21 protein-coding genes are annotated in these 23,933 nt (G+C 51.4%); 6 read left to right on the forward strand and 15 right to left on the reverse strand.

Annotated elements, in window-relative coordinates:
• Positions 1–157 precede the first annotated feature (157 nt).
• Together modA and modB are read left to right on the forward strand one after the other, a co-directional pair.
• Positions 158–937, forward strand: coding sequence for a molybdate ABC transporter substrate-binding protein (gene modA, locus AC50Y3_RS24785; RefSeq protein ID WP_494821401.1), 780 nt, complete (start codon positions 158–160; stop codon positions 935–937).
• 16 nt (positions 938–953) lie between these two features.
• Positions 954–1,622: a molybdate ABC transporter permease subunit gene (gene modB, locus AC50Y3_RS24790; RefSeq protein WP_494821402.1), complete on the forward strand. Its 669-nt coding sequence runs from the start codon at positions 954–956 to the stop codon at positions 1,620–1,622.
• A gap of 113 nt (positions 1,623–1,735) precedes the next feature.
• Here modB and AC50Y3_RS24795 read toward each other — a convergent pair whose 3' ends face one another.
• Positions 1,736–2,728: a helix-turn-helix transcriptional regulator gene (locus AC50Y3_RS24795; protein ID WP_494821403.1), complete on the reverse strand. Its 993-nt coding sequence runs from the start codon at positions 2,726–2,728 to the stop codon at positions 1,736–1,738.
• A 117-nt stretch (positions 2,729–2,845) separates the two neighbouring features.
• On the opposite strand from AC50Y3_RS24795, the gene AC50Y3_RS24800 reads away from it, so the two are divergent.
• Entirely contained in the window at positions 2,846–4,111 is a 1,266-nt protein-coding gene (locus AC50Y3_RS24800; protein ID WP_494821404.1) for an MDR family MFS transporter, read from the forward strand.
• An 80-nt stretch (positions 4,112–4,191) separates the two neighbouring features.
• On the opposite strand, the gene AC50Y3_RS24805 is transcribed toward AC50Y3_RS24800, so the two are convergent.
• The 4 genes from AC50Y3_RS24805 to AC50Y3_RS24820 form a co-directional block, all read right to left on the reverse strand.
• A complete protein-coding gene (locus AC50Y3_RS24805) occupies positions 4,192–4,905 on the reverse strand; it encodes a hypothetical protein (RefSeq protein WP_494821405.1) in 714 nt (237 codons plus the stop codon).
• Positions 4,898–6,880 carry a DUF8034 domain-containing protein gene (locus AC50Y3_RS24810; protein ID WP_494821406.1) on the reverse strand — a complete coding sequence of 661 codons (1,983 nt, stop codon included), beginning with the start codon at positions 6,878–6,880 and terminating at the stop codon, positions 4,898–4,900. The genes AC50Y3_RS24805 and AC50Y3_RS24810 overlap by 8 nt, the downstream gene beginning before the upstream one ends.
• A complete protein-coding gene (locus tag AC50Y3_RS24815) occupies positions 6,873–7,622 on the reverse strand; it encodes an RraA family protein (RefSeq protein ID WP_494821407.1) in 750 nt (249 codons plus the stop codon). The genes AC50Y3_RS24810 and AC50Y3_RS24815 overlap by 8 nt, the downstream gene beginning before the upstream one ends.
• Positions 7,623–7,683: 61 nt before the next feature.
• Positions 7,684–8,589, reverse strand: a complete 906-nt coding sequence (locus tag AC50Y3_RS24820) for an aldo/keto reductase (RefSeq protein WP_494821408.1) — start codon at positions 8,587–8,589, stop codon at positions 7,684–7,686.
• A 139-nt stretch (positions 8,590–8,728) separates the two neighbouring features.
• Between AC50Y3_RS24820 and AC50Y3_RS24825 the strand changes: the two genes are divergently transcribed.
• Positions 8,729–9,589, forward strand: a complete 861-nt coding sequence (locus tag AC50Y3_RS24825) for a helix-turn-helix transcriptional regulator (RefSeq protein WP_494821409.1) — start codon at positions 8,729–8,731, stop codon at positions 9,587–9,589.
• Positions 9,590–10,207: 618 nt separating this feature from the next.
• Here the strand turns inward: AC50Y3_RS24825 and AC50Y3_RS24830 are convergent.
• From AC50Y3_RS24830 to AC50Y3_RS24865, 8 genes are all read right to left on the reverse strand, one after another.
• The gene (locus AC50Y3_RS24830; protein ID WP_494821497.1) at positions 10,208–10,672 is read right to left on the reverse strand and encodes a hypothetical protein; all 465 of its coding nucleotides are present in this window, start codon (positions 10,670–10,672) and stop codon (positions 10,208–10,210) included.
• 32 nt (positions 10,673–10,704) lie between these two features.
• Positions 10,705–11,607, reverse strand: coding sequence for an ABC transporter ATP-binding protein (locus AC50Y3_RS24835; protein ID WP_494821410.1), 903 nt, complete (start codon positions 11,605–11,607; stop codon positions 10,705–10,707).
• Entirely contained in the window at positions 11,600–12,589 is a 990-nt protein-coding gene (locus AC50Y3_RS24840; RefSeq protein ID WP_494821411.1) for an ABC transporter ATP-binding protein, read from the reverse strand. Before AC50Y3_RS24840 ends, AC50Y3_RS24835 begins: the two co-directional genes overlap by 8 nt.
• Before the next feature lie 35 nt (positions 12,590–12,624).
• Positions 12,625–13,470 (reverse strand): ABC transporter permease, encoded by an 846-nt coding sequence (locus AC50Y3_RS24845; RefSeq protein WP_494821412.1) that lies wholly within the window; start codon positions 13,468–13,470, stop codon positions 12,625–12,627.
• A 4-nt stretch (positions 13,471–13,474) separates the two neighbouring features.
• Positions 13,475–14,425, reverse strand: coding sequence for an ABC transporter permease (locus tag AC50Y3_RS24850; RefSeq protein ID WP_494821413.1), 951 nt, complete (start codon positions 14,423–14,425; stop codon positions 13,475–13,477).
• A gap of 69 nt (positions 14,426–14,494) precedes the next feature.
• Positions 14,495–16,138, reverse strand: a complete 1,644-nt coding sequence (locus tag AC50Y3_RS24855) for an ABC transporter substrate-binding protein (protein WP_494821414.1) — start codon at positions 16,136–16,138, stop codon at positions 14,495–14,497.
• A 234-nt stretch (positions 16,139–16,372) separates the two neighbouring features.
• A complete protein-coding gene (locus AC50Y3_RS24860) occupies positions 16,373–17,464 on the reverse strand; it encodes a Gfo/Idh/MocA family protein (protein ID WP_494821415.1) in 1,092 nt (363 codons plus the stop codon).
• A gap of 162 nt (positions 17,465–17,626) precedes the next feature.
• Positions 17,627–19,252, reverse strand: a complete 1,626-nt coding sequence (locus AC50Y3_RS24865; RefSeq protein ID WP_494821416.1) for a type 2 periplasmic-binding domain-containing protein — start codon at positions 19,250–19,252, stop codon at positions 17,627–17,629.
• A 144-nt stretch (positions 19,253–19,396) separates the two neighbouring features.
• On the opposite strand from AC50Y3_RS24865, the gene AC50Y3_RS24870 reads away from it, so the two are divergent.
• Entirely contained in the window at positions 19,397–21,199 is a 1,803-nt protein-coding gene (locus AC50Y3_RS24870; protein WP_494821417.1) for a sensor histidine kinase, read from the forward strand.
• Positions 21,180–21,968: a response regulator transcription factor gene (locus AC50Y3_RS24875; RefSeq protein WP_494821418.1), complete on the forward strand. Its 789-nt coding sequence runs from the start codon at positions 21,180–21,182 to the stop codon at positions 21,966–21,968. Before AC50Y3_RS24870 ends, AC50Y3_RS24875 begins: the two co-directional genes overlap by 20 nt.
• A gap of 68 nt (positions 21,969–22,036) precedes the next feature.
• Here the strand turns inward: AC50Y3_RS24875 and AC50Y3_RS24880 are convergent, their stop codons facing one another.
• Both AC50Y3_RS24880 and AC50Y3_RS24885 read right to left on the reverse strand, forming a co-directional pair.
• Positions 22,037–22,918: a carbohydrate ABC transporter permease gene (locus tag AC50Y3_RS24880; protein ID WP_494821419.1), complete on the reverse strand. Its 882-nt coding sequence runs from the start codon at positions 22,916–22,918 to the stop codon at positions 22,037–22,039.
• 21 nt (positions 22,919–22,939) lie between these two features.
• Positions 22,940–23,839, reverse strand: coding sequence for an ABC transporter permease (locus tag AC50Y3_RS24885; protein ID WP_494821420.1), 900 nt, complete (start codon positions 23,837–23,839; stop codon positions 22,940–22,942).
• Positions 23,840–23,933 lie beyond the last annotated feature (94 nt).

Raw genomic sequence — 23,933 nt, forward strand, 5'->3', positions numbered from 1 at the left:
CTCCCCCTCCTATTTCAGATTAGCCCCCACACCATTTATGTCTAAACCATACTAAATAGTTCTAATTATAAAATAGAGATTCAAATCAGTAGTTTACTATGTTACTATACATCACATAGATGCATGCATAGACGATGAAATAGGAGTGTTATTACTTATGTTGAAACGCACGTCGAAATTGATGCTGCGCATCGCCCTGCCGGTAGCTTTACTTGCTGCAACGGCACAACCTGCAATTGCTGCTTCGAAGAAAACAGAGCTGCTTGTTTCCGCTGCTGCAAGCTTGAAAGACAGCCTTGCTGAGATTGAGAAAGGTTATGAAGCCAGCCATCCTACGATTGATTTGGTGTTTAACCTGGGTTCATCCGGTACGCTGCAGAAGCAAATCGAGCAAGGTGCACCTGCTGACCTGTTCCTCTCCGCGGGCCAGAAGCAAGTGGATGCGCTAAGTGATGCGAAGCTAATTGAACGCAGCTCGCTGCTGCTGAAGAATGAGCTTGTCATGGTCGTGCCAACCACTAGCAAGAAAGCTTTCAACACGGTTAAGCAATTGACGGATAAAGATATTAAAACCATTGCAATCGGTCAACCGGAATCCGTTCCGGCCGGCCAATATGCGAAAGACACCTTAACTACCCGTAAAGTATGGGATTCCGTCGAGTCCAAACTTGTCTACGCTAAAGATGTTCGTCAAGTGCTGACTTACGTTGAGACTGGGAATGTGGATGCCGGATTCGTTTACAAGACCGATGCGCTCACTTCCAAAAAAGTTAAAGTGGCTCTTCGTATTATCCCAGGTGTTCATAAGCCGATTCTTTACCCGGCCGGTATCGTGAAAGATACGAAACATCTGAAAGAAGCTGCTGATTTCTATGCGTATTTACAAGGAAGCAAGGCTGATGCTATATTCGTGAAATACGGCTTCTTGCTGCCATAAGTCAGGATGATGAGTAATGGATTGGCCAACTTTTCTTGAACCCATATCGCTTTCCATCCAAGTATCGCTGATCGCCAGCGTCATTATGCTGGCGCTATCCGTCCTCATCGCTTGGCGGATGGCCCGAATGAGATTCTTCGGCAAGAGCATCATCGATGCGATTCTGATGCTTCCGCTTGTGCTGCCTCCAACGGTCATCGGATTCATCCTGCTCGTTGCCTTCGGCCGGCGAAGCTGGCTCGGCAAGCTCTATGAGAAACTGTTCGGCGGTCCGATCATCTTCACTTGGGAAGCTGCAGTCATCGCTGCTGTAGTTGTCGCGTTTCCGCTAGCTTATCGTACAATGAAAGCTGGCTTTGAGGGAATAGACCGCTCACTGGAAAATTCGGCAAGGGTGTACGGAGCGACCGAGTGGCAGGTCTTTCGCTACATTACGTTTCCTCTTGCTTTTCGCTCCGTGACGACCGGCTATATTCTGGGCTTTGCGCGCGGACTAGGCGAATTCGGAGCAACGCTCATGATCGCCGGGAATATTCCGGGCAGAACGCAGACCATTCCTACCGCCATCTATGTTGCGATGGACGGAGGCAGTATGCGGATGGCATGGGCATGGGCCGGCTCCATGGTGGTGCTCTCCTTTATCATGCTCCTAATCGTCAATCGATTAACGAAAGAAGATCACTAATAGGAAAATCCCCTTTGCTCGCTTGCTGCGTGCTGAAGGGGATTTTTGGCATAGAAAGAAGCCCCTCGCAAACGCACATGCCGGTGCGTATCGAGGGGCTGTTTGAACACTGATTACAGATCGAGCAGAATCCGACCGCTCTCCCGCAAATCATAGCCGCGAATGCTCCGCAGCTCATTCTGAAACGAGTCGGATTGCAGAATTTGAACGACCGATTCAATCCACCGCAGATTGTCCGGTCGTTTCAGCATGACCAAATCATAACGCTCCTGAATGAGCGGCACGAAATCGACGCCTCCGACGATGCTTGCCGCCTGCTCAATACCAACGCCGACATCAGCTTCGCCAGATGCGATTTTGCCGGCAATCGCCAGATGGCTATGCTCTTCGTCTTGGTAACCGTCAAGCTGCTGCGCTGAAATCTGATGCAGCCTCAGCTGTTCATCAAGCAGCACGCGTGCACCCGAGCCTTGCTCACGGTTCACGATTCGAAGTCCGGGCTGGCTCAAATCCGTCCAGGCCTGCACTTGTTTCGGATTACCTTGCTTTACATAGAAGCCAGCCGTGCGCGCAAGCAGATGGACAACAATAACCGGCTTGCCGACTAGCAGCTTCCGAATATAGGGCAAATTATACGTACCGGTGTCGCCATCGAGCAAATGGGTGCTCACGATGTCGGATTCGCCCTTGTACATGGAGATCAAGCTGTCCATGCTGCCAACGAATGAACGGAGCGGCCGGAAGCCGGGCAGCTGCTTCTCAATGTGCTTGCTCAGCATATCCAGGCTGATATCATGGCCCGTAATGACAAGGGAGCGTTCTGACGCAGCACTCGGTATCGGCACGTTCGGATGAGGTGCAGGTGAAGTCATGTTCCCCTGCTGCGATTGTAACTGGTGCTGCCCCTGCACAGCTGCTTGGACAGGTGCTGCAGCTCCTTTTGCCCGATGCTTGTACACGTCAAGAGCGGAAGCATCCACGCGGATCTGCTTCCCGACTCGGTAAGAAGGGAGCTCGCCTTTCTTGATCAGATCATATACGGTGAGCTTGGATATTTTGAGCAGCTTGGCTATTTCTTCGGTCGTATAAGACGTATCGCTGGACATAGACACCTCTGCTTATTCGTACTGTTGATTCAATTATGACAGCCATTTCTTGTTGTTTCAACATGAATAGAAGGTGTATGATGGTTAAACACTTAGAACCAGAGGGATTTGCACAACATGAAAATCAGAGATTGGGATTCAAATTTAAAAATCCGCCTTGGCGGAGAAGCTGCTTTTAACGTTATTTTCTGGACATTCTTTCCTTTCCTCTCCATCTATTTCACCCGCGAGTTCGGCAAAGGCTGGACCGGCATTCTCCTCGTTTTGTCGCAGCTCTTATCCGTATTTGCAAATTTACTAGGCGGTTACTGCGCGGACCGTTTCGGACGCAAGCGCATGATGGTTTTTGCCGCTTATGGACAAGCGGTCGGCTATGGACTGTTCGCCATTGCCGCATCTCCTTGGCTGTCGATGCCAATTCTAGGCTTTATCGGCTTCACGATGGCGAGCTTCTTCGGTGCCTTGTACTGGCCGGCCAGCCAAGCGATGGTCGCCGATGTGGTCGAAGAGAAAGATCAAGCGAGCGTCTTCGCCATCTTCTATACTGCGGCTAACGTGGCCGTCGTTGTCGGACCCCTGCTCGGATCGATCCTCTATGAAGACAATCCTTACACCGTGCTGGTTATAGCGGCCATTATCTGCATGCTGCTCGCTCTCTTCATGAACTACCGTCTGCAGGAGACGCTGCCGGAGAAACTTGCCGAACGCAAACGCTCCAATGCCGGTGATCCTTGGTACCGCTCCGTTGCTGTACAGCTGCGGGACTACAAGGTTATCGCGACAGACCGTGTCTTCTTGCTCTTCACCATTGCCGGCGTGCTGCTCTCGCAAACGTTCATGCAGCTCGACCTCTTGTTCCCGGTCTTCTTGAAGGAAACCATTCAGCAGGCTACGATTTTGTCGTTCAAGGACTGGCACCTGGAAGTCACCGGTCAACAGCTGTTTGGCCTGATCGTATCGGAGAACGGACTGCTTGTTGCCCTCTTCACCGTGCTTGTAACCAAGTGGATTGTCGGCTTCCGCGACCGCTACATCTTTATCGGAGGCGCTTTGCTCTATGCCGTTGGCATTCAGATGTTCGGCCTCATGTCCACCTTCTGGGGGTTCACGCTCGCAATTGCGATCTTCACATTGGCGGAGCTGATGTCCGCAGGACCGCAGCAAGCCTTCATCGCAAGGCTTGCGCCGGAGGAGATGCGCGGGCAATATTTTGCCGCTGCCAGCTTGCGCTACACGCTTGGACGGACGCTCTCGCCGCTTACCATACCGCTTACCAGCTGGATTGGTTTCACCTGGACGTTTACGTTGCTCGCCGTTCTGGCCGCATTCTCTGCGATCATCTACAATATCATGTTTAACCTGTTTGATAAGCAGTCGGTTTAAGCGGCAATATGAAAAACCTTACCCTGCATCGGCGGTTCGCACCTCCAAGCTAGGTAAGGTTTTTTCTGTTGCGCAGCTGCCTACTCTCGGCCCATAAAGAACAGCTCTTCCATCACGCACCAAAGCCTCTCCGCTTCCGGCTTTTCCGTCCACGGCTCAAAATGCGGCTCCATCGCCACTCCCCAATCAGGCGGTGTCTCCTTCGTGGACAGCAGCCCCTTCCGAGGTGCTTCCACGATCGCGGGGAGCTCCTGGTACGAGAAGATATATTCGCCTAAACTGCCGATAATATAATATTTGTTGAACAGCCTTGGTTTCTCTTCCTGCAGCTGATAATGCAAGAATACATAGCTGGCATACTGATCCGGCTTCAGCCTCGACAGACTGCCAACCCGCTGCGTGGGCCGGTAATCAGGAGCCCGCCAAGGTACGTCGGACAACGGAAGATCATCGTGAAAAATATCGTTCATGCGCAGCTCATACGTGCCTGCATCTCCACTGATACTCGGCCATGTTTCTAGCAGCGCGGAGAGCTTCTCTTCCGCCGACCATAAGCGAGCCCGCTCGACATGCTTGCTAGCGCTGTCGCTAGGGCCGCCTTGCAGCTGCTCCAAGTACGTAAAGAGGTACCGCCCTTCGCGAAATACGCTGCAGGTCTCTACGCCCTGCTGTTTCAGCCGCTCCTTTAATGAAGCATCCGCTGCCGCTATCTCGGTCAGAAACGCCTCTTCCATGCCCGGCTTAATGGCAGAAATCCAGATGATCCGTTCGATTTCATTTGTCATGTTATTCACTCCAAGGCTCCTGATAGGAAGGATCATTTACGAAACGCGTCATGCCAAGCTCAAGCGTCGTGTGACTGCCCGGCTCAATCGTCACTTGCAGCCACTTGTCGTTGACCTCCGCCGTAGCTGTTGCCGATTGCGGATTGAATAACCCGCTCGGCAGCTTCTCCATCGTCGTGGACGCGCTAAGCTGGCTGCCATCGTTCGCTGCGGCCCCAAATACCGTGTAGGCCACATTCGTGAATTGATGCTCACCGAATGCGCCTGCTTGCAAGATGACGCTGCGGGACTGCGTCGGGTGAAGATTGACCAGCTTCACCGTCGTATGGTCGGCTTCCAGCTTCTCGACCAGCGCCGCCACATCGGCAGGCAATCCCGGTCGCTTGGCATCTGCATCGTAATAGCGGAGACGCGCCTGCAGCAGACCGCCGTTATACAGCGGAGACGGCGCACCGAGTGTGAGCTGCAGCAAGCCTTCCAGCGTTACCGTGTTGCGAATTTGCAAGTAATCGTCACGATAGCCGGCAGGGTCTTCCGTATCCGAGCGCATGAAGCTAAGGCGCTGATAAATTTGAGTCAAATTGTAATTCAAGATCTCTTCCGGATAGCTTGGATATTCCCCTTCCAAATAGGAAACCCAGCAATAATCATGCCCGGCCTGGTCCTTGTTCCGGAAATAACGGATTTGATTGTAGTCCGGTTTCGCGTAATTGCGCAGCGACTTAAGCAGCGCATGGTCGGCTTCTTGCATCGACATGTACCAGAGATGCGTCGGATAGAACGGCTCAATGGTCGTAAACTCGAAGGCATGATCCTCCCATGTCACCGTCTTCCCGTCATCATCAAGAATAATGTTCGAGGTCGTGTACGCGTACCAACCCGGATCGCCGAATTTATTAGGCAGATAACGGGTGCCATCCTCCCCGACAATCGCCTTATCGTTCATGAAGGTCAGCTGCGAGCGCAGAAAATCCATATATGCTGGATCACGTTCCAGCAGTAGCGCATTTTGTGCAGCTACGCCAACCCCTTGGCCAATGCTGACCCAGCCATGCGGCCAAGTCCAGCCATACCAACCGCCATACCATTTGCCGCCGTTATGCTCCCCGATAATCCCATTCAACCCGACATTATCCGGAATCAGACCGCCGTTCTGCTTCGCCCTTTCGATCCAAGCGTCCACGTATTCCTTCACCCACATTTTGTACTTGGGATCTCCTGTGTGCAAATACGCATTGGTCACCATACTGGTGGCGAGCAAATTGAGCGGAATATCGCCGCGCGAGGCACGTTCCACGATCGCTTTGCCCATCGCCATTGCGCCTTCGTCATGCTTCAGATCATCCAGCGTCGTTACGCCCGGCACGTCTTGGAAATGAAGTCCGTAATGCTTCATCCAATCGATATAGTACCAGCCGCTAAAATGTGTCTTGAAATTGCGGTCCGTCGCACCTTTGCTGCCGGAATGCGGATATGGAATGATGCGGTTCTCCGGGTCATAGTTGATCGCTTCCGGGTCTTCGTTTAGGAATAGTCCGGCAAAACGCTTCGCCCGCTCCTTGATAACCGGGTCATTTGGGTCCATCAAGCCCATATGATAAAACATCGTATACCCTTCGCCTTGGTGGAACCAATCATAGCCCTGCTCATATTCCTTCTCGACCATTTTGTGGCCGGTACCGGAATCATAACGCGCGAATTGCGCCGTAATCGCGTCGAATTCCTTCTTGGATAACGTCTTGAACTTCTCATGACCGCCCAATATATAGAATAACGGCCAATTGAAAAAGCTCTCGTACATATCGTCTAACGCGTCGATGCCCGTATGGGTATCCGTGGTTGGCCACAGAATCGTGCCGTCAGGACGGATGTAGCGTTCCAATAACGGATCTACTGCGTCATTCATCAGATTAATGAGCTGGCGTTCCAGAAGCGCCCACTTCGGCGGCTCATAGAAAGCAAGATTAGCCTGCAGTTTAAGCATAGCCGTTCTCCTTCTTCCAGTTCTCGAATTCGATCCTCGCTTCTGCGTTTGGCGGGTAATGAGTGTGCAGGGATGCGCCTTCGTCGAGTTTCATTTTGATCCAGCGCTCTTCCAGCTCATCATGCGCTCTGGCAATCTTCACGATATCCTCCACGCATTGCGGCGGAATAGCCACAGCTCCGTCACGGTCTACCAGGATAATATCGCCCGGCACAACGGATACCCCGCCGCAGCGAATCGGTTCATTGAAACCGACGGACATCAGCGAGCGTGGGATCGCTCCGCCGTGAACGCCTCTTGCCAGTACGGGGAAATTAACTGCTTTTACCCGCTGCAAGTCGCGAATACAACCATCGACGATAATAGCTTGACCGCCAAGGTAGCGCAGACGACGTGTGAAAATATCGCCGATAACGCCTGTTTCCATATGGCTGCCGGTATCGATAACAAGCACATCATTCTGCGTAATCGACTCCAGCGCAACCCGGTGCGGCGATTCCGGCAATGTATCATACTGCTGCTTCACGAGGTCTTCGCGCAGTGGAATGAAACGCAAAGTTACGGCGCGGCCTACCGCGCTTTCTTGACCTTCGGGGAAACTCAGCGGCATAATGCCCTGCATATAAGCGTTGCGGTACCCCATCTCTACAAGAGTATGGGAAGCTGTGCTCACACTGACAAGCTTCAATTCCTCCAGCAATTCATCGCTGATCGTATGGGTGTTTTTCACAATATAGGCCATGGTCGTAAACGCTCCTTTAGGGGGTTAATTAGTATAGGTCGTTAATGATTGCGGGGCGGGATTAGACAAATAAGGACGGGCTGTCGGCGAATAAACCCATCACTCGGCTGTGATCCTCCGGCGCCAAGCCTTGGCCGTCGCAATAAGAGATGTTGGCGCGCAGCGAGCTACTTGATGCAGTGCCCGTCAGCGTGACATGAATATCCGGATTTTGCAGGCTGAAACGCATGCCCGGTTCAACCAGCCCTTTAGGCTCCGTGCGTCTCAGAAAAGCCAGACTCTCCATCCGCCTAGCCGCTTCTCCGATCAGCTCTTCATTTAGAAACTTTGCAGGCGCATCCGCCAGCAGGCCCATGCCCAGCACGCTGCCGTTAATAACCGCGATATTCTTCGCTTTGGCGAGTGGAATGATCTCTTTGGCAGCCGAATAGTCGAGCAGCATGTACCGCGCGTAGAACTGGATGGAGTCGAATGCATCCGTCTCCATATAACGCTTCAGCAAATCCAGGTTGCGCGTCGTTACGCCGAGAAAACGAATCTTGCCTTCCTCCCGCAGCTTCAGCATCGCCGGAATCGCTTCGTTGATGATGACGTCATACGGTTTCTTCTCCACATCATGGAGCTGAAGCAGATCGATATGATCCGTCTGTAAGCGCTTTAGACTTTCTTCGACGGAGTTCATGATGCCTGCGTAATCATAATCCTTATCGAAGCGCGCCGCTTTCGTGGCGAGTACAATCTTCTCGCGTCTTCCGCCGGCTAGCGCCCGGCCGAAGCGTTCTTCTGATAAGCCGCCTCCGTATAACGGGGCCGTGTCGATGAAATTAATGCCCAGATCCAGCGACTCGTGAATGACACGCTCAATTTCCGCCTCGTTGACATCCTTAAAGTCGCCTCCGATCGGCGCTCCTCCAAGGCCAAGCTTGGATACCTTCAATCCCGTGCGTCCGAATGTCGTATATTCCATGCTCCAGCGTCCTTCCACTTATGAAGTATGATGATTTTGTTATTCCGTCTTCCATAAACTCAATATATACTATTATTATCACGAATCGGATACCTGCTTTTTGCGATTTTTATACCAACTTTTTGCGGAGCTGAAGAAGATGTACGATGCCCATTTTTTAGCCAATCCTGATTTCAACCGTTTCCCGGCCTACCCGATCGGTGTCGGACATATCTACGATGAGCCGAACCACTATGTTAACGGCATGCGTTATGCCGAGAATTTCTACAATATTCACTTTGTCGTACGCGGCAGCGGTTGGCTTCGAACGAGCGTTGGCTCCGTTGAGCTCAAGCCCGGCATGGGCTTCGTCTATGCGGAGGATCAGTATCAGCATTTCGGAACGTACGCCGATGACCCGTGGGAAGTGTGGTGGATTTATTTGAGCGGGGAAGGGATTCGGGATTTGATCGGCGATAAGCGGATCGGTGATGTATGGGCCTTCTCGTTTGAAGGCAACACGCGGCTGATCGCGCTCATGGGAGAGCTTTGGAACGCAGCAAGCAAGAATGACATGTCCTATGTCCCTCGGTATGCCGCGCTATCGTATGAGATCCTGCTCGAAATTCTGCTTCATTCCGTCGACCTAAACGCGCCTAGCGAGACCGGCTTGGTACATGCCATCAGACGCACCGCGGAATTCATGCGCATGAACTGCGCCAAGGATCTGCCGCTGCAGAAGCTCGCCGATCAATGCGGAATAAGCCCGGCTTATTTCAGCCGGACTTTCCATATGCAGATGGGCATGCCGCCCTTGACGTATTTGAACATGCAGCGTATTGAGCTATCGAAGCAAATGCTCATTACAACGTCCAAACCCGTGAAGCAGATTGCCCTTGAGGTAGGCTTCTCAAAGCCGAGCTACTACATCGAGCGCTTCCGACTCGCCGAAGGCGTCACGCCTTCGGTGTTCCGCGACAGGTATATGAGACCGGAGGCGGTGCCGCAAGCACCTTTATGAGGAGTTCGGCCTCAGGGCTATTGCGCAGTTAGTTGGCGATTTCAGGGGATGTGTGGCCCCCTGAGCTACTCATGCGCAGTTAGTCGACGATTTCAGTGGATGTGTGGTCCCCTGAGCTACTCAATCGCAGTTAGTTGGCGATTTCAGTGAATGTGTTGCTCCCAAGGCCACACATACGGAGTAAGTTAGCTATTCCTGTGAATGTATTGCCCCCTGAGCTACACATTCCTGAGGCAACCCACTGGTGAGTCGGTTGCCTCAGGAATGTTTCCCTTTGTGACTCTTTGCGCAACATTGGCCCTGGCCGTATGCGGCTAACGAATCGTAGAGGTCTTATTTGGGCGAAAATCCCCCTAAATAAAATCTAACGAATCGTAGGAGCCTTATTAAGGGAAATTCGAGTGAGAACGGGCGTTTTGATGCCAAATAAGACGGCTGGGATTCGTTAGAATTTCAAACCTGCTCATTTGGCCCAAATAAGCCCCCTGGGATTCGTTAGAGTCAAACCATCTGATCGGAAATGCGAAAGGCTGCCCCATAGGAGCGATGTTGCCAACACAAAAAAGCTGTCCCCAAAGTCACAAGTTGCACTTTGGGGACAGCTTTTCATACTAAATCCTAAGCCTGAGGCTGCGGCACGATCTGATACACCGCCGCTCCTGTTCCTGCTGCTTCCTCGCCGTCACCGCCGAGAATCGTCCAACCATGCGACAAGACGCCCGCCAGACGTGCCTTCTCAGCCGGCGTCAGCGTAGCGATAACAGCTTCGCGACCTTCCTCCAGCACGAGCTCAGGCTCTTGGACGAATGCAATGGCAATCCAGCTGCGGATGCCGCGAATGGTGTTGTACTTGATCTGGTAACCCGAGCGAACCGCAGCTTCGAACGTTGCAGGTTCTTTGACAGCGAATGCCGCCAGCTCCTCGTAGTTAAACTCGTAGATGCTGGTGTCGTCCTTCGGCAGGTCGCCTTGCTGAGTGCGTTGAATCAGCTCATCGTCCGACCAGCCCAGTACACGAAGCGATTCAATCAGCATCGCGTCCCATTGGGATAATTTCACCCGTTCCGTTCCTTCTGCTGCCATCATGATTTCCTCCCTGCTATATCAATCAGATCTTACTCCACAGCCACAAAATGTCCCGGGCTAACTTCCCGCAAATCCGGCACGACTGCCCCGGCTTCCTTCGTCCAGATCACTCGCTCGTTTACTGCACGCGGGTCCGGTACCGGAATCGAAGACAGCAGCGCCTTCGTATAAGGATGCTGCGGATTCTCATACAGCTCCTCGCTTGATGCCACCTCGACCAAACGGCCGCCGTACATGACGCCGATCCGATCCGAAATATGCCGCACCATCGACAAATCATGCGCGATGAAGAGATACGTCAATCCAAACTCTTGCTGCAAATCTTCCAGCATGTTAATGACCTGCGCCTGAACGGATACGTCGAGTGCCGAGATCGGCTCATCGCATACGACAAAGTCAGGTCGCACCGACAATGCTCTTGCTATCGAGATCCGCTGGCGCTGACCGCCGCTGAACTCATGGGGATAGCGAAGCAAATGCTCTCGCTTAAGTCCAACCCTCTCCAGCAATGCAGCCACGGCATCCTTACGCTCAGAGCCGCGATGCAGCCCGTGAATATCCATTGGCTCCCCAATCAGCTCAAGCACGTTCATGCCGGGGTTAAGCGACGAATACGGATCCTGGAAAATCGATTGGATGCGGCGGCGGAATGGCTTCAACTGCCGCTCGCCAAGCGATGACAGCTCATGGCCGTCAAAATGAACCTCGCCCGCTGTATAGTCATACAGCCGAAGCAAGCAGCGGCCGACAGTAGACTTTCCGCTGCCGGACTCGCCGACAAGGCCGAACGTTTCTCCGCGTTTGATGCCGAAGCTGACGCCGTCAACGGCCTTCAGCACCTCGGTCGGTCTGCCCCATACATCCGTATTCTTCGTGAAATGCTTCTTAAGTCCGCGCACTTCTACGAGCAACTCATCGCGTCGTTCACTCATGGTTGCCGCCCTCCTTATCAACCGTTAACCAGCACAGCGAGCGGTGCCCCGGCGAAACCTCCGTAACCGGCGGCAGCTCGGCGCACTTGGACATGGCATGCGGACAGCGTGCCATGAACGGGCAGCCCGGCGGCGGGTCCAATAGATTCGGCGGCGTGCCGTCGATCGGGACCAGCCGTTCCTTGGAGCCCTTGTCTGGCTTAGGCAAGGAACGAAGCAGTCCTTGTGTATAAGGATGCTGCGGACTGTAGAAGATTTGCTCTACCGGTCCTTCCTCCATCACCATGCCGCCGTACATAACAACAACGCGGCTGCACACCTGCGCCACTACGCCCAGATCATGCGTAATGAGCGCGACTGCCGTTTGGGTGCGCTCCTTCAGATCCTTGAGCAAATCGAGAATTTGCGCTTGAATCGTCACGTCGAGCGCCGTCGTCGGCTCATCGGCAATCAGCAGCTCCGGCTGGCAGGACAGCGCCATCGCGATCATAACCCGCTGGCGCATACCGCCGCTGAACTCATGCGGATACTGACGTACGCGCCGCTCCGGCTCCGTAATGCCGACTTGTCGCAGCATTTCGATGGCTTCGGCGAGTGCCGCTTTCGGCTTCAAGCCGCGATGCCGCTGAATGACTTCCGCCATCTGATCGCCAATCCGCTGCACCGGATTGAGCGCCGTCATCGGATCCTGGAATACCATCGCGATCCGATTGCCGCGCAGCTTGCGCCATTCTTTATCCGTTAGATTAGCGATGGATTTCCCATCAAACGTTATATCCCCTTGCAGCACCTTGCCCGGCGGCGGAATAAGCCCCATCAGCGCTTTGGCTGTTACGCTCTTACCGCTGCCGGATTCGCCGACGATGCCGACGGTTTCCCCTGCATCAATATGAAAGCTGACGCCGCGGACAGCTTGATTCTCCCCTTCGCGGGTGAAGAATGAAACCTTAAGGTCCGTAGCGGTCAGTAACCGTTTTGTCATCTGTGACTCACTCCCTTGTGCCTGCTGTTCACCGGTTATCTCCGAGTGAGCTTCGGTTCAAATCCGACGCGCAAAATATCGCCCAGCACGTTGAAGCTAAGAACCGTCAGTAGTATGAATAGTCCTGGAAAAACCGCCAAGTAAGGCGCTTGTGCGATATAACCCTGCGCATTGTTGAGCATGCTGCCCCATGTCGCGCTGGGCGGCTGCACCCCAAAGCCGAGAAAGCTAAGGGACGACTCCATCATGATGGCGTTCCCGATCGTAGTCGTTGCGCCTACGATAATGACGGGCATCAGGTTCGGCAGAATATGACGAATAATAATGCCGATGGCACTTTGCCCTGAAGCTTTGGCATACAGAACGAACTCGCGCTCTTTCACCGTCATGGTCTCCGCTCTAATAATCCGTGCTATGTTCATCCACATCAATAAAGCAATGATAAGAATAATGCTGCCTACATTCGGCTTCAAGAAAATGCTGAGTAATAGTAAGACAAGGAATGAAGGAATCGACATGATGACCTCTACGCCGCGCATCAATACATTATCCAGCTTGCCCCCGAAGTAACCGCTAATCACCCCAATGGTGACACCGATCCCCGTTGCTACCAACATCGATGCGAAACCAACCATCAGCGATACACGGCCGCCGAACAGCGCCCTCGTAAAATAATCACGACCGAAGTCATCCGTCCCGAACCAGTGGGCCGAGCTCGGCTTCTTCAGCCGCTCCAGTACATTCAATTGATTCGGATCCTGAGACGATAGAAACGCCAGAATGGCGCTAATCGTCAGCACCGCCAATATGACGACGGCCGCGATACCAAATTTATTCGACAATAGCTCGTTTCTAACATTGCGCCATTTGGTGCGATTCATGAAGTCACCTCGTCTGTTTGATTCTCGGATCGGCTATGCCGTACAGTAGATCCGCGGCCAAATTCCCCAGTATCAGCATCACGGATGAGAATAGCGTTATGCCCATAATAATGGGATAGTCCATTCCCCTCGCGGCCGTCATGCCCAGTGATCCGATACCCGGCCAAGAAAATATCGTTTCCGTCACGATAGCGCCCGCCACCAAATCTGCCATGGACAGCCCAAGCAGCGTAATGACAGGCAGCAGAACATGCTTCATGACATGGCGATATAGAATCTTCATTCGAGTTGAACCGAATGCATATTGAATTTGCACATAGTCTTCTTTCAATTGTCCAATCGTACTCGAACGGATGTAGCGTACGTAACCGGGCATGAATCCGAACGCCAATACGAGGCAAGGCAGAATCCCATGCTTGAATACATCCCAAGCAGAGCTCGTACCGATTGTCCGCATTCCCATGCTGGGCAGCCAGTGCAGCTTAACCGCGAAGAAATAGATAAATAAAATAGCAAGCCAGAACAGCGGCACAGAAATACCGATATAAGAGAGGAAATTAATCAGCTTGTCCACCCATTTATTGCGGTATGCCCCTGCCAGCAGACCAAGCGGGATCGCAAGCAATACCGCCAAACCAATCGCGGCACCCATCAGGCCCGCTGTTGCAGGCAGGCGTTCCACGATTTGCTGCATCACCGGTTGATGATTCACAAGCGAATAGCCTAAATTGCCCGTGAGGCATGCCTTGAGCCATTGCCAATATTGTACATACGCCGGCTGGTCGAGCCCCATATTATGCCGAATTCGCTCAATAACATCGGCATGCATGCTTGGTGTAATAAAAGAGCGCACCGGATCACCCGGAGCCATCTTAATCATAGCAAAGCAGACAACCGAGACGAAGAGGAGCATCGGGATGGTCTGCAATAATCGTTTGGCAATGAGCTGTCTCATGCTGGATTCTCCTTGCTTTCAAGTAGCAAAAAATAAGCTGGAACGATCCAGCTTATTTTTTGAACGTTCTTATTTCAAATAAAGTTTGGACGGATCTTCGAAGATGACGACTGGTTTCAGAACCGCTTCATCCAAGCCGCCAAAGCGCTTGTCCATGGCAACGATTGTTTTGGTGTAACCGATTGGGAAGAGAGGAGCATCATCCGCAACGATTTCTTGAATCTTCTTGTACACTTCGCCGCGTTTTGCAGTATCGCCTTCCGCAGCGCCTTGTTTCCACAAGCCGTCTACTTCCGCATTCGAGTAATGTGTCGTGTTATAGTCAGCACCTGTCGCGTACAAGATGCTGTATGCATCAGGGTCAGAACCCATAATGTAACCACCAACGAAGAATTCGAAATCAGCTGCCTTCGGATCGTAAGCCTTATCGCCGAAAGCCGATGCATCCATATTTTGCAGTTCTACATTAAGACCGACTTCTTTAAGCTTCTGTTGCACGTATAGGGATACCGACTCTTGAACTTTATTGCCGCTTGATACGATGAAACGCAGCTTCTGTCCTTCTTTAACGCCGGCCGCTTTCAACAGCTCTTTCGCTTTCGCTGTATCATTGTCAAATGAAGCAACGTCATTCGTTTGGTAAAGGGTATCCGGCGTCAGGATCGAATGAGCCTGTTCTGCATAATCAGCAGAGGAGTAAGCCGCTTGAATGAGTTCTTCACGGTTTAGCGCATAAGACAGTGCTTGACGAACTTCTTTCTTCTTCAGGATGCCAGTATCGCTGTTTGCATTGAAGTTCAGGTAAGACAGACGACCTTCGCTATAAGGCTTAATCTCGAAATTGCCTGTAGCATCAATTGTCGCTACGTCTTGCGGATCCAAGTACTTCACGTTGATCTCACCGCTTTGCAGAGCAAGGTTCGCTGCATTAGCATCTTTCGCGACACGGTACGTGATGGAATCCAGATGCGGTTTGCCGCCAAAGTAGTTATCGAAACGATCAAGCGTCAGGTACTCGCCTGTTTTGTATTCTTTGAATTTGAATGCACCGGAACCGATTGGCGCTGCATTCTTCGTGCTTTTCTCAATATCTGCTTCGTTCTCGAAGATGTGCTTCGGAATCGGCGTGATTTGGACCAAGGTTGCTTCGAATGCCGGGCTTACGCTCGGAAGCTTGAAGTCAACAGTAGTATCATCCACTTTAACCGCTTCAATTGGCTTGCCGCCAATGATCAGGTTGCCGCGCAGGAAGCTGTTTTGTTTCTCTTCCAATATTTTATTGAATGTGAAGACAACGTCATCAGCAGTCAGCTTCTCGCCGTCGTGCCAAGTCAGGCCGCTCTTCAGCTTCAATGTATAAGTAAGGTTATCAGCAGATGGCGTCAAGCTGTCTGCCAGATAGAACGTTTTCTTACCGTTGTTGATTTGGAACAATGGCGCATACAGCGCTTGGTCAATCGTTAGGCTGACACGGTCGCTTGCGTAGTTCGGGTTAAGAATTGTCGGATCAGCCGCTACAGCAATAATGAGACTGCCGCCATCCTTCGGCTGCGATGCGTCGGTACCCGCATTGTCAGACGCTTGTGTATTATTGGCCGGAGCGTTATTCGAAGCTGAGTTCGAATTGTTCGAATTGCCACCGGAGCATGCACTGATTACCAGGGTAAGTAGGGCTAGAACGATCACGACGGGTAAACTTCTCTTGCTGCGCATTCTCTCATCCTCCAAGTATCTCTATGAAGAGTTTATTTGATATTCGTAATCATACATCGGAATACTCGGAATTACAATACTTATTTCGACAAGCAATCGTTAAACTATAATTTTACCCATTATACTTCATTTATGAACCGCTGTGCTCGGGCAAATAAGGCAACAAAGCGACCATTTACTGGCAAAATGCCGGTAATGATCGCTTTTTCGGAAAGACATCTATACCTTCACAAACTAACCGCGTTTAACGGATTGAATGTTACCCGATGCCGCGCTCTCATATACCGCTTGGATACATTTGAAGTTAAACACCGCATCTTCATTCAAGAGTGCTGCCGAGTCATGACCCAGCACGCGTTCTACGAAGAAGTAGAGCGGCGCATCCATAAAGCTGTACGCATTGTCATTCGGAACTTGCGCTTCTTTCTCTGCTACAGAGCCTTGCTCGTCGAAGCGGTGAACGACTGCATCTCCGCCGAAATACGGCGACCATTTCACTGCGCCTAGTGTACCCTCGATCTCAACCAAGGAGTAAGCTTCACCATGCGTACAGGAAGAACGCTCATATTGTACGAGTACAGGACGTTCTTGGCCTTGTGCATGGTAACGCATCAAAGCACCGGAGTTATGCTCCACATCGTAAACCACATCTTGCGGGTCTGCGCCTGTAATAGGCTTGCTGATCCAGCCGCCAAGTACATCTACAGCAGATGGCTGAAGAATGTCAGCAAGTACTGTGAAGTCGTACGGACCCCAGTCCGTCAGAATACCGCCGCCGCAAAGCTTGCTGTTCAAGAACCAACGGCTCTCCGGTTGGTACTCGACGCCGGCTCTTCCGCGCTGATCGCGGTGAATGAAGCTCACTTTGTAGATTTCGCCCAGGGCGCCGGAAGCAACAATCGCTTTCACTTGCTCCGTCTTCGGAAGACCGATAAAGCGGTCGCTGCAATCGCCAAACAGTTTGCCTTGATCCTTCGCCAGCTGCGAAAGCTCATCCGCTTCGACTGCGTTCATAACAAGCGGCTTCTCGCAAAGCACGTGACGGCCGGATTTCAGCGCATAGCTGGAAAGCTCGAAATGCGTGAATGGCGGTGTACATACGACCACGACATCATGCTCTTGTGCTTCTTCTGCCAGCATGTCCTTCATATCGCCGAACGCAACCGCATGCGGGAATTGCTCAACAAAGCTAGCCAGTGCTTTCGGATTCGGATCAGCAACCTTCAGTTCGATGTCAGTTGGTGTTTCCCCGTAAAATTTATAAGCCGCTTCTGCGTGTGTGCGGGCGATGAAGCCTGCGCCAATCAGGTAAATTCTCGTTGCCATTAATGTTCACTCCTATACGAATAATTATAACCAGTCCCAAGCTTCGTGCGCGGGCACGGAATACGTTATTATAACCCGAAAACGGTTACTCTATCAATCGTTAATCCGAAAAAACACCTGGTTGCCGCAATCCATTTCCCGACAAGATGCGGTTCGAGCAGCTTACTTCTTCAGCTCTTCTTTGACTTCCTCGGTGATTTTGTCGCCGCCTTGCTCCTTCCAATCCTTCACGAACTGGTCAAACGCGTTTATCGGCTCATCGCCCAGCACGATCTTATAGAAGGTTTCGATCTCCATCTTCTGCAAATCCGCCCAGCGCGTCTCCATTGTCTTCGTCATAGCCGAATACACCGGATCGGTCACGTTCATCGGTAGTTTCAGTATGCCCGCTCCCATCAAATATGCTGCAGGTGCAGCCCAATCATCCGGATTCTTTCTCGGGTTTCGCCGGTCACGCATCTCTTGCTCGTATACGAGCTGCATTTCGCCGTCCATGTCTTCCTTCTTCACCTTGCCTGCCAAAGCATCCAGCAGCAGATCATGCTTGCGCGTTGCCGCGTCGGCATAGTCGATTGTCATCAGCAGCGGCCACAGGCCATGCCCCGGGTCCAGCTTCTTCGCCTGCTCATCCGGCGTACGTTCCGCCTGCACGCGCATGTTGGAGTAGACAACCGCCGCTTCCGGATGCTCATATCCCTTCCGAACAACGAGGAAGAAGTTGCTCACCGGAACGCTCGCAATATTATATTGACCGTTTGCATCCTCAATCATGAATGGCTTCCAATCCGCCTTCGGATTATGCTTCAGCGCGTCGATCAATGCCCAAGGCACCCACCAAGGGCCGAAGAAGGCACCGGCTTTGCCATTTGCAACGAGCTCGTCCGGATTTTTGCGGAGCGCAAACTCCTTATCGATTAAGCCTTCCGCATACATTTCGTGAATCGCAACAAGCGCTTGCTTCGTGCCAAACGTCGTGGACCCGTATACCACTTCGCCATTCTCATCCTTGATCCAGATCATCGGAAAGGAATTAAAGGCATTAAAAATCCCTTTGAAATCGTGAATGCCGCCGCCCTCCGTTGCCAGCTGAAAGCCATTCCCCGTTAATCCAATGGTATCTGCTTGTCCATCACCGTCCGGGTCTTTCTCGATGAATGCTCGGAGTACCTTCTTCAGCTCCTCGATCGTCCTAGGCGCCTTCAGATTCACTTTATTCAGCCAGTCTTGGCGAAGCCACAGTATGGACGGTGCATCCGCTTGAATCGCCACGCTCGGCAGCGCCATCAGCTTGCCTTTATAGGTCGCCTTCTCCAGCGCTTTGCCTTCCGTGGACTTGTAGAAATCCTGCATTTGAGGCGAAGCATATCGCTTGTAGACCGCTGTTAAATCCTCCAGCTGATCAGCCGCAGCCATGGCGCGGAAGGTTTTCTCATCCACAATCATCGCGTCCGGAATCTCATTGTTTGCGATGGCCAGCTGCATTTTCTGATCGAAATCCGTAGAGGTCGCGTCCCACAGCACCTTGGTCTTAATGTTCGTTTTGTTAAACACATAATTCGTATATTCATTATCTTCAATCGTTTCGCCCGGCTTCAGCTTCGAGCTGGGTCCAACCGACTTAATAACACTCATTTCAACCGGCGCAGGAAGCTTAAAATAATCAACATGCTCGGGATTCGCCTCATTGCTTCCAGCATTTCCCGACTTGGTTGCGTTGCCGCCTCCGCAGCCTGCCAATACTAAGGATGCTGCCACAACTAAAGAAACGGCTTTCATTAGCTTGTTCAATTCGCAATAGCCCCCTCTCCCGGTTGCTTGCCGTGCTCCATCCATCATAGCATGAAAATTGAATGATATTAAATGCCTATGCCATGTAGTATATTACGCGACAAGTGAATTATAATTGGGAGATCACGCTTACATCAGAAGAAGGTGAATGGGCTGAAGCTGTTTAAACTTCGAATCGGTATCGTTAAGAAAATGATTATCGGCTATATCGTCATCATTCTGCTGCCCACCGTGTGTATCGGGATGCTGTACTATAAACAAATTCACAATAATGCGCTGAAGGATTTTGCCAATAACCGTGAATACTTCATTCAGCAATTCGGCTCCTCTCTGACGATGAACATGAATCAGATCGAGATGATCAATGATGTATTCCAAACGAACAAGGTGCTAAACAACCTGCTTTCAGGCAAATACAAGACGGAGTCCGAGCAGGTATCCGTCTATCTGAAAGAGCTTGTCCCGCTTTTTTCCTTCTATAAAAGCAACTCATTCTACATCGACCAAATCCGAATCTATAAGTCAAACCCGAATGTGCGAAACATGGGGACAAGCATCGTGGACAGCGATGGCAGCATTCCGTCGCGAGCCTCCAAGTTGAAGGTCGGGGAAGGCTATTGGCTGCAGGAAATGTCTACGCCTTCCGCGCTGCAGATGATCTATTATAAGAAGCTGTACAATGAGGACTTCACCCATGCGATTGGGCTTATGGAAATCAGGCTGAAATACACGTTCTTGTCCAGCATGTTCCACTCTTCTGATGTCAAAGGTACGCCGCTGCACTATTACATGGCCGAAGACAGCAATCCGAGGAAGGGCATCACCCATACTGAAATTGTGGCATTATCGGCCAAGCTGCCGCTCTCCGATACTGATAAGACACGAATCTACTCGTCCGTTCAGAAGTCAAAATCCTTGCAGTACATGGATTCGGAGCTTGGCCAGCTGCTGATGAACAACTTCTATGTACCGCGGCTGTCCTCGACGATTTTGACCGTGACACCGACAAGCGAGCTCTTCCAGAAAACGAAAAATTCCGTACTCTTCTACTTGCTGATGATCAGTGCCCTGCTGCTGATCCTCTCCTTTGCCTATTTCTTCACGGTGTCCACCGTTGTTCAACGGATTGTGAAGCTCGGCAAACATATGCGGGGCAACCTGCTTGCCAAATATAAAGAAGAGCAGGACAGCGACGAGATCGCCTTCCTCGTCTCTTCCTACAATAAAATGATTGACCGCAACGACGAGCTGATGAGCAAGGTAGACATTTCCCAGCTGAGGCAGAAGGAAGCAGCCTATCTGGCGCTGCAAGCCCAGATCAACCCGCATTTTATATACAACGGGCTTGAGGCGATCCGAATGGCGGCTGAGGAAAACGAAAGCCCTGACGTAGCCAAAATGATCTATGCCCTCGGGCAATCGATTCGCTACAGCTTGTCCAAAAGCCAATATGTCGTCCTGCGGGACGAGCTCTCGCATATTCGCAGCTACCTGCAAATATATAAGGTACGGATGGAAGAGCGGCTTCAGTACGAAATTGAAGTGGAAGACGAAAGCCTGCTGCGCATCGGCTGTCCGCGATTTATCATTCAACCGCTGGTGGAGAACGCCATCGTGCACGGCATATCCAGGAAGCGCGGTACAGGTACGCTGCGCATACGGCTGTATAGCGAAGGCCCTTTAGCGTTTGTGCAAATTCAAGATGACGGGGCCGGTATTCCGCCGGAACGGCTTGAAATGCTTCGTCAGAAGCTCGATGGCATCGTGATGATCCAAGAGCCGGAGCCGGAGCAGGGCGGAATCGGCGTTATGAATGTCCATGAGCGCATGATCAGCCATTTCGGACCCGCCTATGGGCTTAAGATCGAAAGTGAACTTGGGGCAGGAACTACGATTACATTATCGATGCCGAAGGAGGAAAATGCCGTTGAAGCTCCTCATCGTTGAAGATGAAGCGCCGATCCTACGTGGATTGCTGCGCAAAATCAAACAATTCCATACACCCTTCACAGACATAACAGGCACCTCCAGCGCGGAGGAAGCACTGGAGACGCTGCGGCAGCATGGGGCCGATCTGGTCATGACCGACATCAACATGCCGGAGATGAACGGGCTGGAGCTTATCCAAGCCGCTAAGAACGAGGGGCTGTGCAGCCGCTTCATTATTTTATCCGGCTATGATGATTTCTCCTATGCCAGGGATGCGCTGCGGCTGCAGGTCATCGACTATCTGCTCAAGCCCATCGACGATGAACAGCTCGAAGAGCTGCTCACCCGGCTTGGCCAGGCCGCCCTCGCGGAGCAGGCGCAGCATGAGGCTGAAGAGCAGGAGATCCTCATCGCCGACGCTGAGCAGCATGACTATGCGGAGAAGCCGGAAGCGAGCAGGCAGATTCTCGACTTTATCGAGGCGAACTATGTGAAGGATCTCTCCCTCACCTCTGTCGCAGAACATGTCGGGCTTCATCCAAACTACGTCAGCTTCCTGTTCAAGAAAGAAACCGGCATGAATGTACTCGCCTATATTCAGCAGCTCAGGGTCATCAAAGCGAAGGAATTGCTCATCTCCCGGCCTTCCCTGCCGCTAAGCGAGGTGGCGATGCAGACCGGCTTCGAGAGTCAGCGGCATTTCTTCAAGGTATTTAAGAAGCATACGAACATGACGCCTCGCCAATTCGGCGATGCCCAGCATCCGAAGACAACGGATACGCATTAACGCCCGACCATCGCTTACAATACAAAAAGCCGACCCTGCAAGGGTCGGCTTTTTAGCTGTATGAAAATCTATTCTTTTACCGCACCGACCATCATGCCGGAAACGAAATACTTCTGCATGAACGGATACACGATCAGAATCGGAAGCGAAGCAATGAACACTTGCGACGCCTGGATCGTACGGTTCGATACTTTGTTCATGAGCTGCGCTTGCGCCTTCGTAAGCAGCCTGCTGTTCGATTCCACGAGAATCGTCTGCAAGTAAGACTGCAGCGGGTAGTCCTTCTGGCTTTTCAAATAGATCAATCCGTCAAACCATGAATTCCAGTGTCCAACCGCCGAGAATACGATCAGCGTTGCAATAATCGGCATGGACAACGCGAGATACAGCGTGCCTAGAATGCGGAAATGCCCTGCGCCATCCATGTACGCCGACTCTTCGATATCCTTCGGAATATTCCGGAAGAAGTTGGAGAGGAGCAGCACGTTAAATACGGAGATCGCGCCAGGTATGACGAGCGACCAAATCGTACCGTATAGATGAGTGTTCTTCACGATCATAAAGGTCGGAATAAGACCGCCGGAGAACAGCATCGTCACGACAAAATACCAGGCAAAGAACGACTGATGCTTAAAGTTCGCTTGGCTCTTGGAAAGCGGATAGGCCGCCAGAATCGTAAGGAACATGCTGATAAATACACCAAGAAACACGCGTTTAACCGAAACCAGCATAGCCGTCCAAAATTCGGAGTTGCTCAAAATATATTCATACGATTTCAGCGAGAACTGTACCGGCCAAAACGTAACTTCCCCAGCCGTTACCGCGCTGCTCTTGCTGAATGAGATCGCAAGTACGTGAAGCATAGGAATGAGACAGGCAAGTGAGAACAGAATGAACAACAAGCCGTTCAAGTTCAAAAATATACGTCTGCCTAACGAACGATCAACCATAATTGAATTCCCCTCCAGACTTTAGAAAATGCGATGATCCGATATTTTGCGGGCCAGAGCGTACGATGCAACAATGAGTATTAGGCTGACAACGGAACGGAACAAGCCGATCGCAGCACCTAACGAATATTGCGCCTGCTGAATCCCCATCCGATAGACCCACGTATCGATAACATCGCCTGTCGAGTAGACAGCCGAAGAGTAAAGCATAAGTACCTGTTCAAAGCCGGCATTGAGAATATAGCCAAGACTCAATGTGCCCATTAGAACAATCGTAGATTTCATACCTGGAAGAGTAATATTCAGCGTTTGTCGGAAGCGGCTTGCGCCGTCCATAACAGCCGCTTCGTAAAGCGTCGGATCGATTGTCGTAATCGCTGCGAGATATACAATCGTACCGAAGCCGGTTATTTGCCAAGTCTCAGTAGCTACAAGTATATAAGGGAACCATGAAGCTTTCTCAAGGAAAATAATCGGGTCAAAGCCCCATTTGCCAAGCATTACGTTGATTAAACCATCACGAGAGAGCATGTCTCTAAAAATGCCGCCGAGGATAACCCAAGAAAGGAAGTACGGAAAATAAACAATGGTTTGCACGGTACGTTTGAACACTTTAGATACAATTTCATTGAGAAGAATGGCAACCGCAATGGCCGCAACCGTTTCGACGATGATTTTCATCGTTGCAATAAAGAGCGTGTTGGCAACAACCTGCTTAACGTCAGGTATGAGCAGCAACCGCTTGAAATGATCCAAGCCGACCCACTTGGAGCCAAAGAAGCCTTGTGTTGGCTCATACTTCTGGAATGCCATGACAACCCCGAACATCGGGAGATAGGAATAAATAAACACGACTACGACTGGGAGTATCAGCATCAGATACAGTGCTAGCTGCTTCTTTGGAATTTTGAAAGCGTTCATAAGCTCGCCCCTTACGATGACTAAATTTAAGGATAAGAAGAGATGCAGAGTACGGATCTGCTTGCCATCCGAACTCTGCATGCCCTATTCCGGT

It is taken from the genome of Paenibacillus sp. J22R98 (assembly GCF_059383835.1).

Coding starts and splice junctions, on each gene's coding strand:
- AC50Y3_RS24855 (WP_494821414.1), bottom strand. CDS start 16,138: ATGCGCAGCAAGAGAAGTTTACCCGTCGTGATCGTTCTAGCCCTACTT.
- AC50Y3_RS24810 (WP_494821406.1), bottom strand. CDS start 6,880: ATGCTTAAACTGCAGGCTAATCTTGCTTTCTATGAGCCGCCGAAGTGG.
- AC50Y3_RS24820 (WP_494821408.1), bottom strand. CDS start 8,589: ATGGAATATACGACATTCGGACGCACGGGATTGAAGGTATCCAAGCTT.
- AC50Y3_RS24880 (WP_494821419.1), bottom strand. CDS start 22,918: ATGGTTGATCGTTCGTTAGGCAGACGTATATTTTTGAACTTGAACGGC.
- AC50Y3_RS24860 (WP_494821415.1), bottom strand. CDS start 17,464: ATGGCAACGAGAATTTACCTGATTGGCGCAGGCTTCATCGCCCGCACA.
- AC50Y3_RS24830 (WP_494821497.1), bottom strand. CDS start 10,672: ATGGCAGCAGAAGGAACGGAACGGGTGAAATTATCCCAATGGGACGCG.
- AC50Y3_RS24800 (WP_494821404.1), top strand. CDS start 2,846: ATGAAAATCAGAGATTGGGATTCAAATTTAAAAATCCGCCTTGGCGGA.
- AC50Y3_RS24840 (WP_494821411.1), bottom strand. CDS start 12,589: ATGACAAAACGGTTACTGACCGCTACGGACCTTAAGGTTTCATTCTTC.
- AC50Y3_RS24795 (WP_494821403.1), bottom strand. CDS start 2,728: ATGTCCAGCGATACGTCTTATACGACCGAAGAAATAGCCAAGCTGCTC.
- AC50Y3_RS24835 (WP_494821410.1), bottom strand. CDS start 11,607: ATGAGTGAACGACGCGATGAGTTGCTCGTAGAAGTGCGCGGACTTAAG.
- AC50Y3_RS24825 (WP_494821409.1), top strand. CDS start 8,729: ATGTACGATGCCCATTTTTTAGCCAATCCTGATTTCAACCGTTTCCCG.
- AC50Y3_RS24815 (WP_494821407.1), bottom strand. CDS start 7,622: ATGGCCTATATTGTGAAAAACACCCATACGATCAGCGATGAATTGCTG.
- AC50Y3_RS24845 (WP_494821412.1), bottom strand. CDS start 13,470: ATGAATCGCACCAAATGGCGCAATGTTAGAAACGAGCTATTGTCGAAT.
- modB (WP_494821402.1), top strand. CDS start 954: ATGGATTGGCCAACTTTTCTTGAACCCATATCGCTTTCCATCCAAGTA.
- modA (WP_494821401.1), top strand. CDS start 158: ATGTTGAAACGCACGTCGAAATTGATGCTGCGCATCGCCCTGCCGGTA.
- AC50Y3_RS24850 (WP_494821413.1), bottom strand. CDS start 14,425: ATGAGACAGCTCATTGCCAAACGATTATTGCAGACCATCCCGATGCTC.
- AC50Y3_RS24885 (WP_494821420.1), bottom strand. CDS start 23,839: ATGAACGCTTTCAAAATTCCAAAGAAGCAGCTAGCACTGTATCTGATG.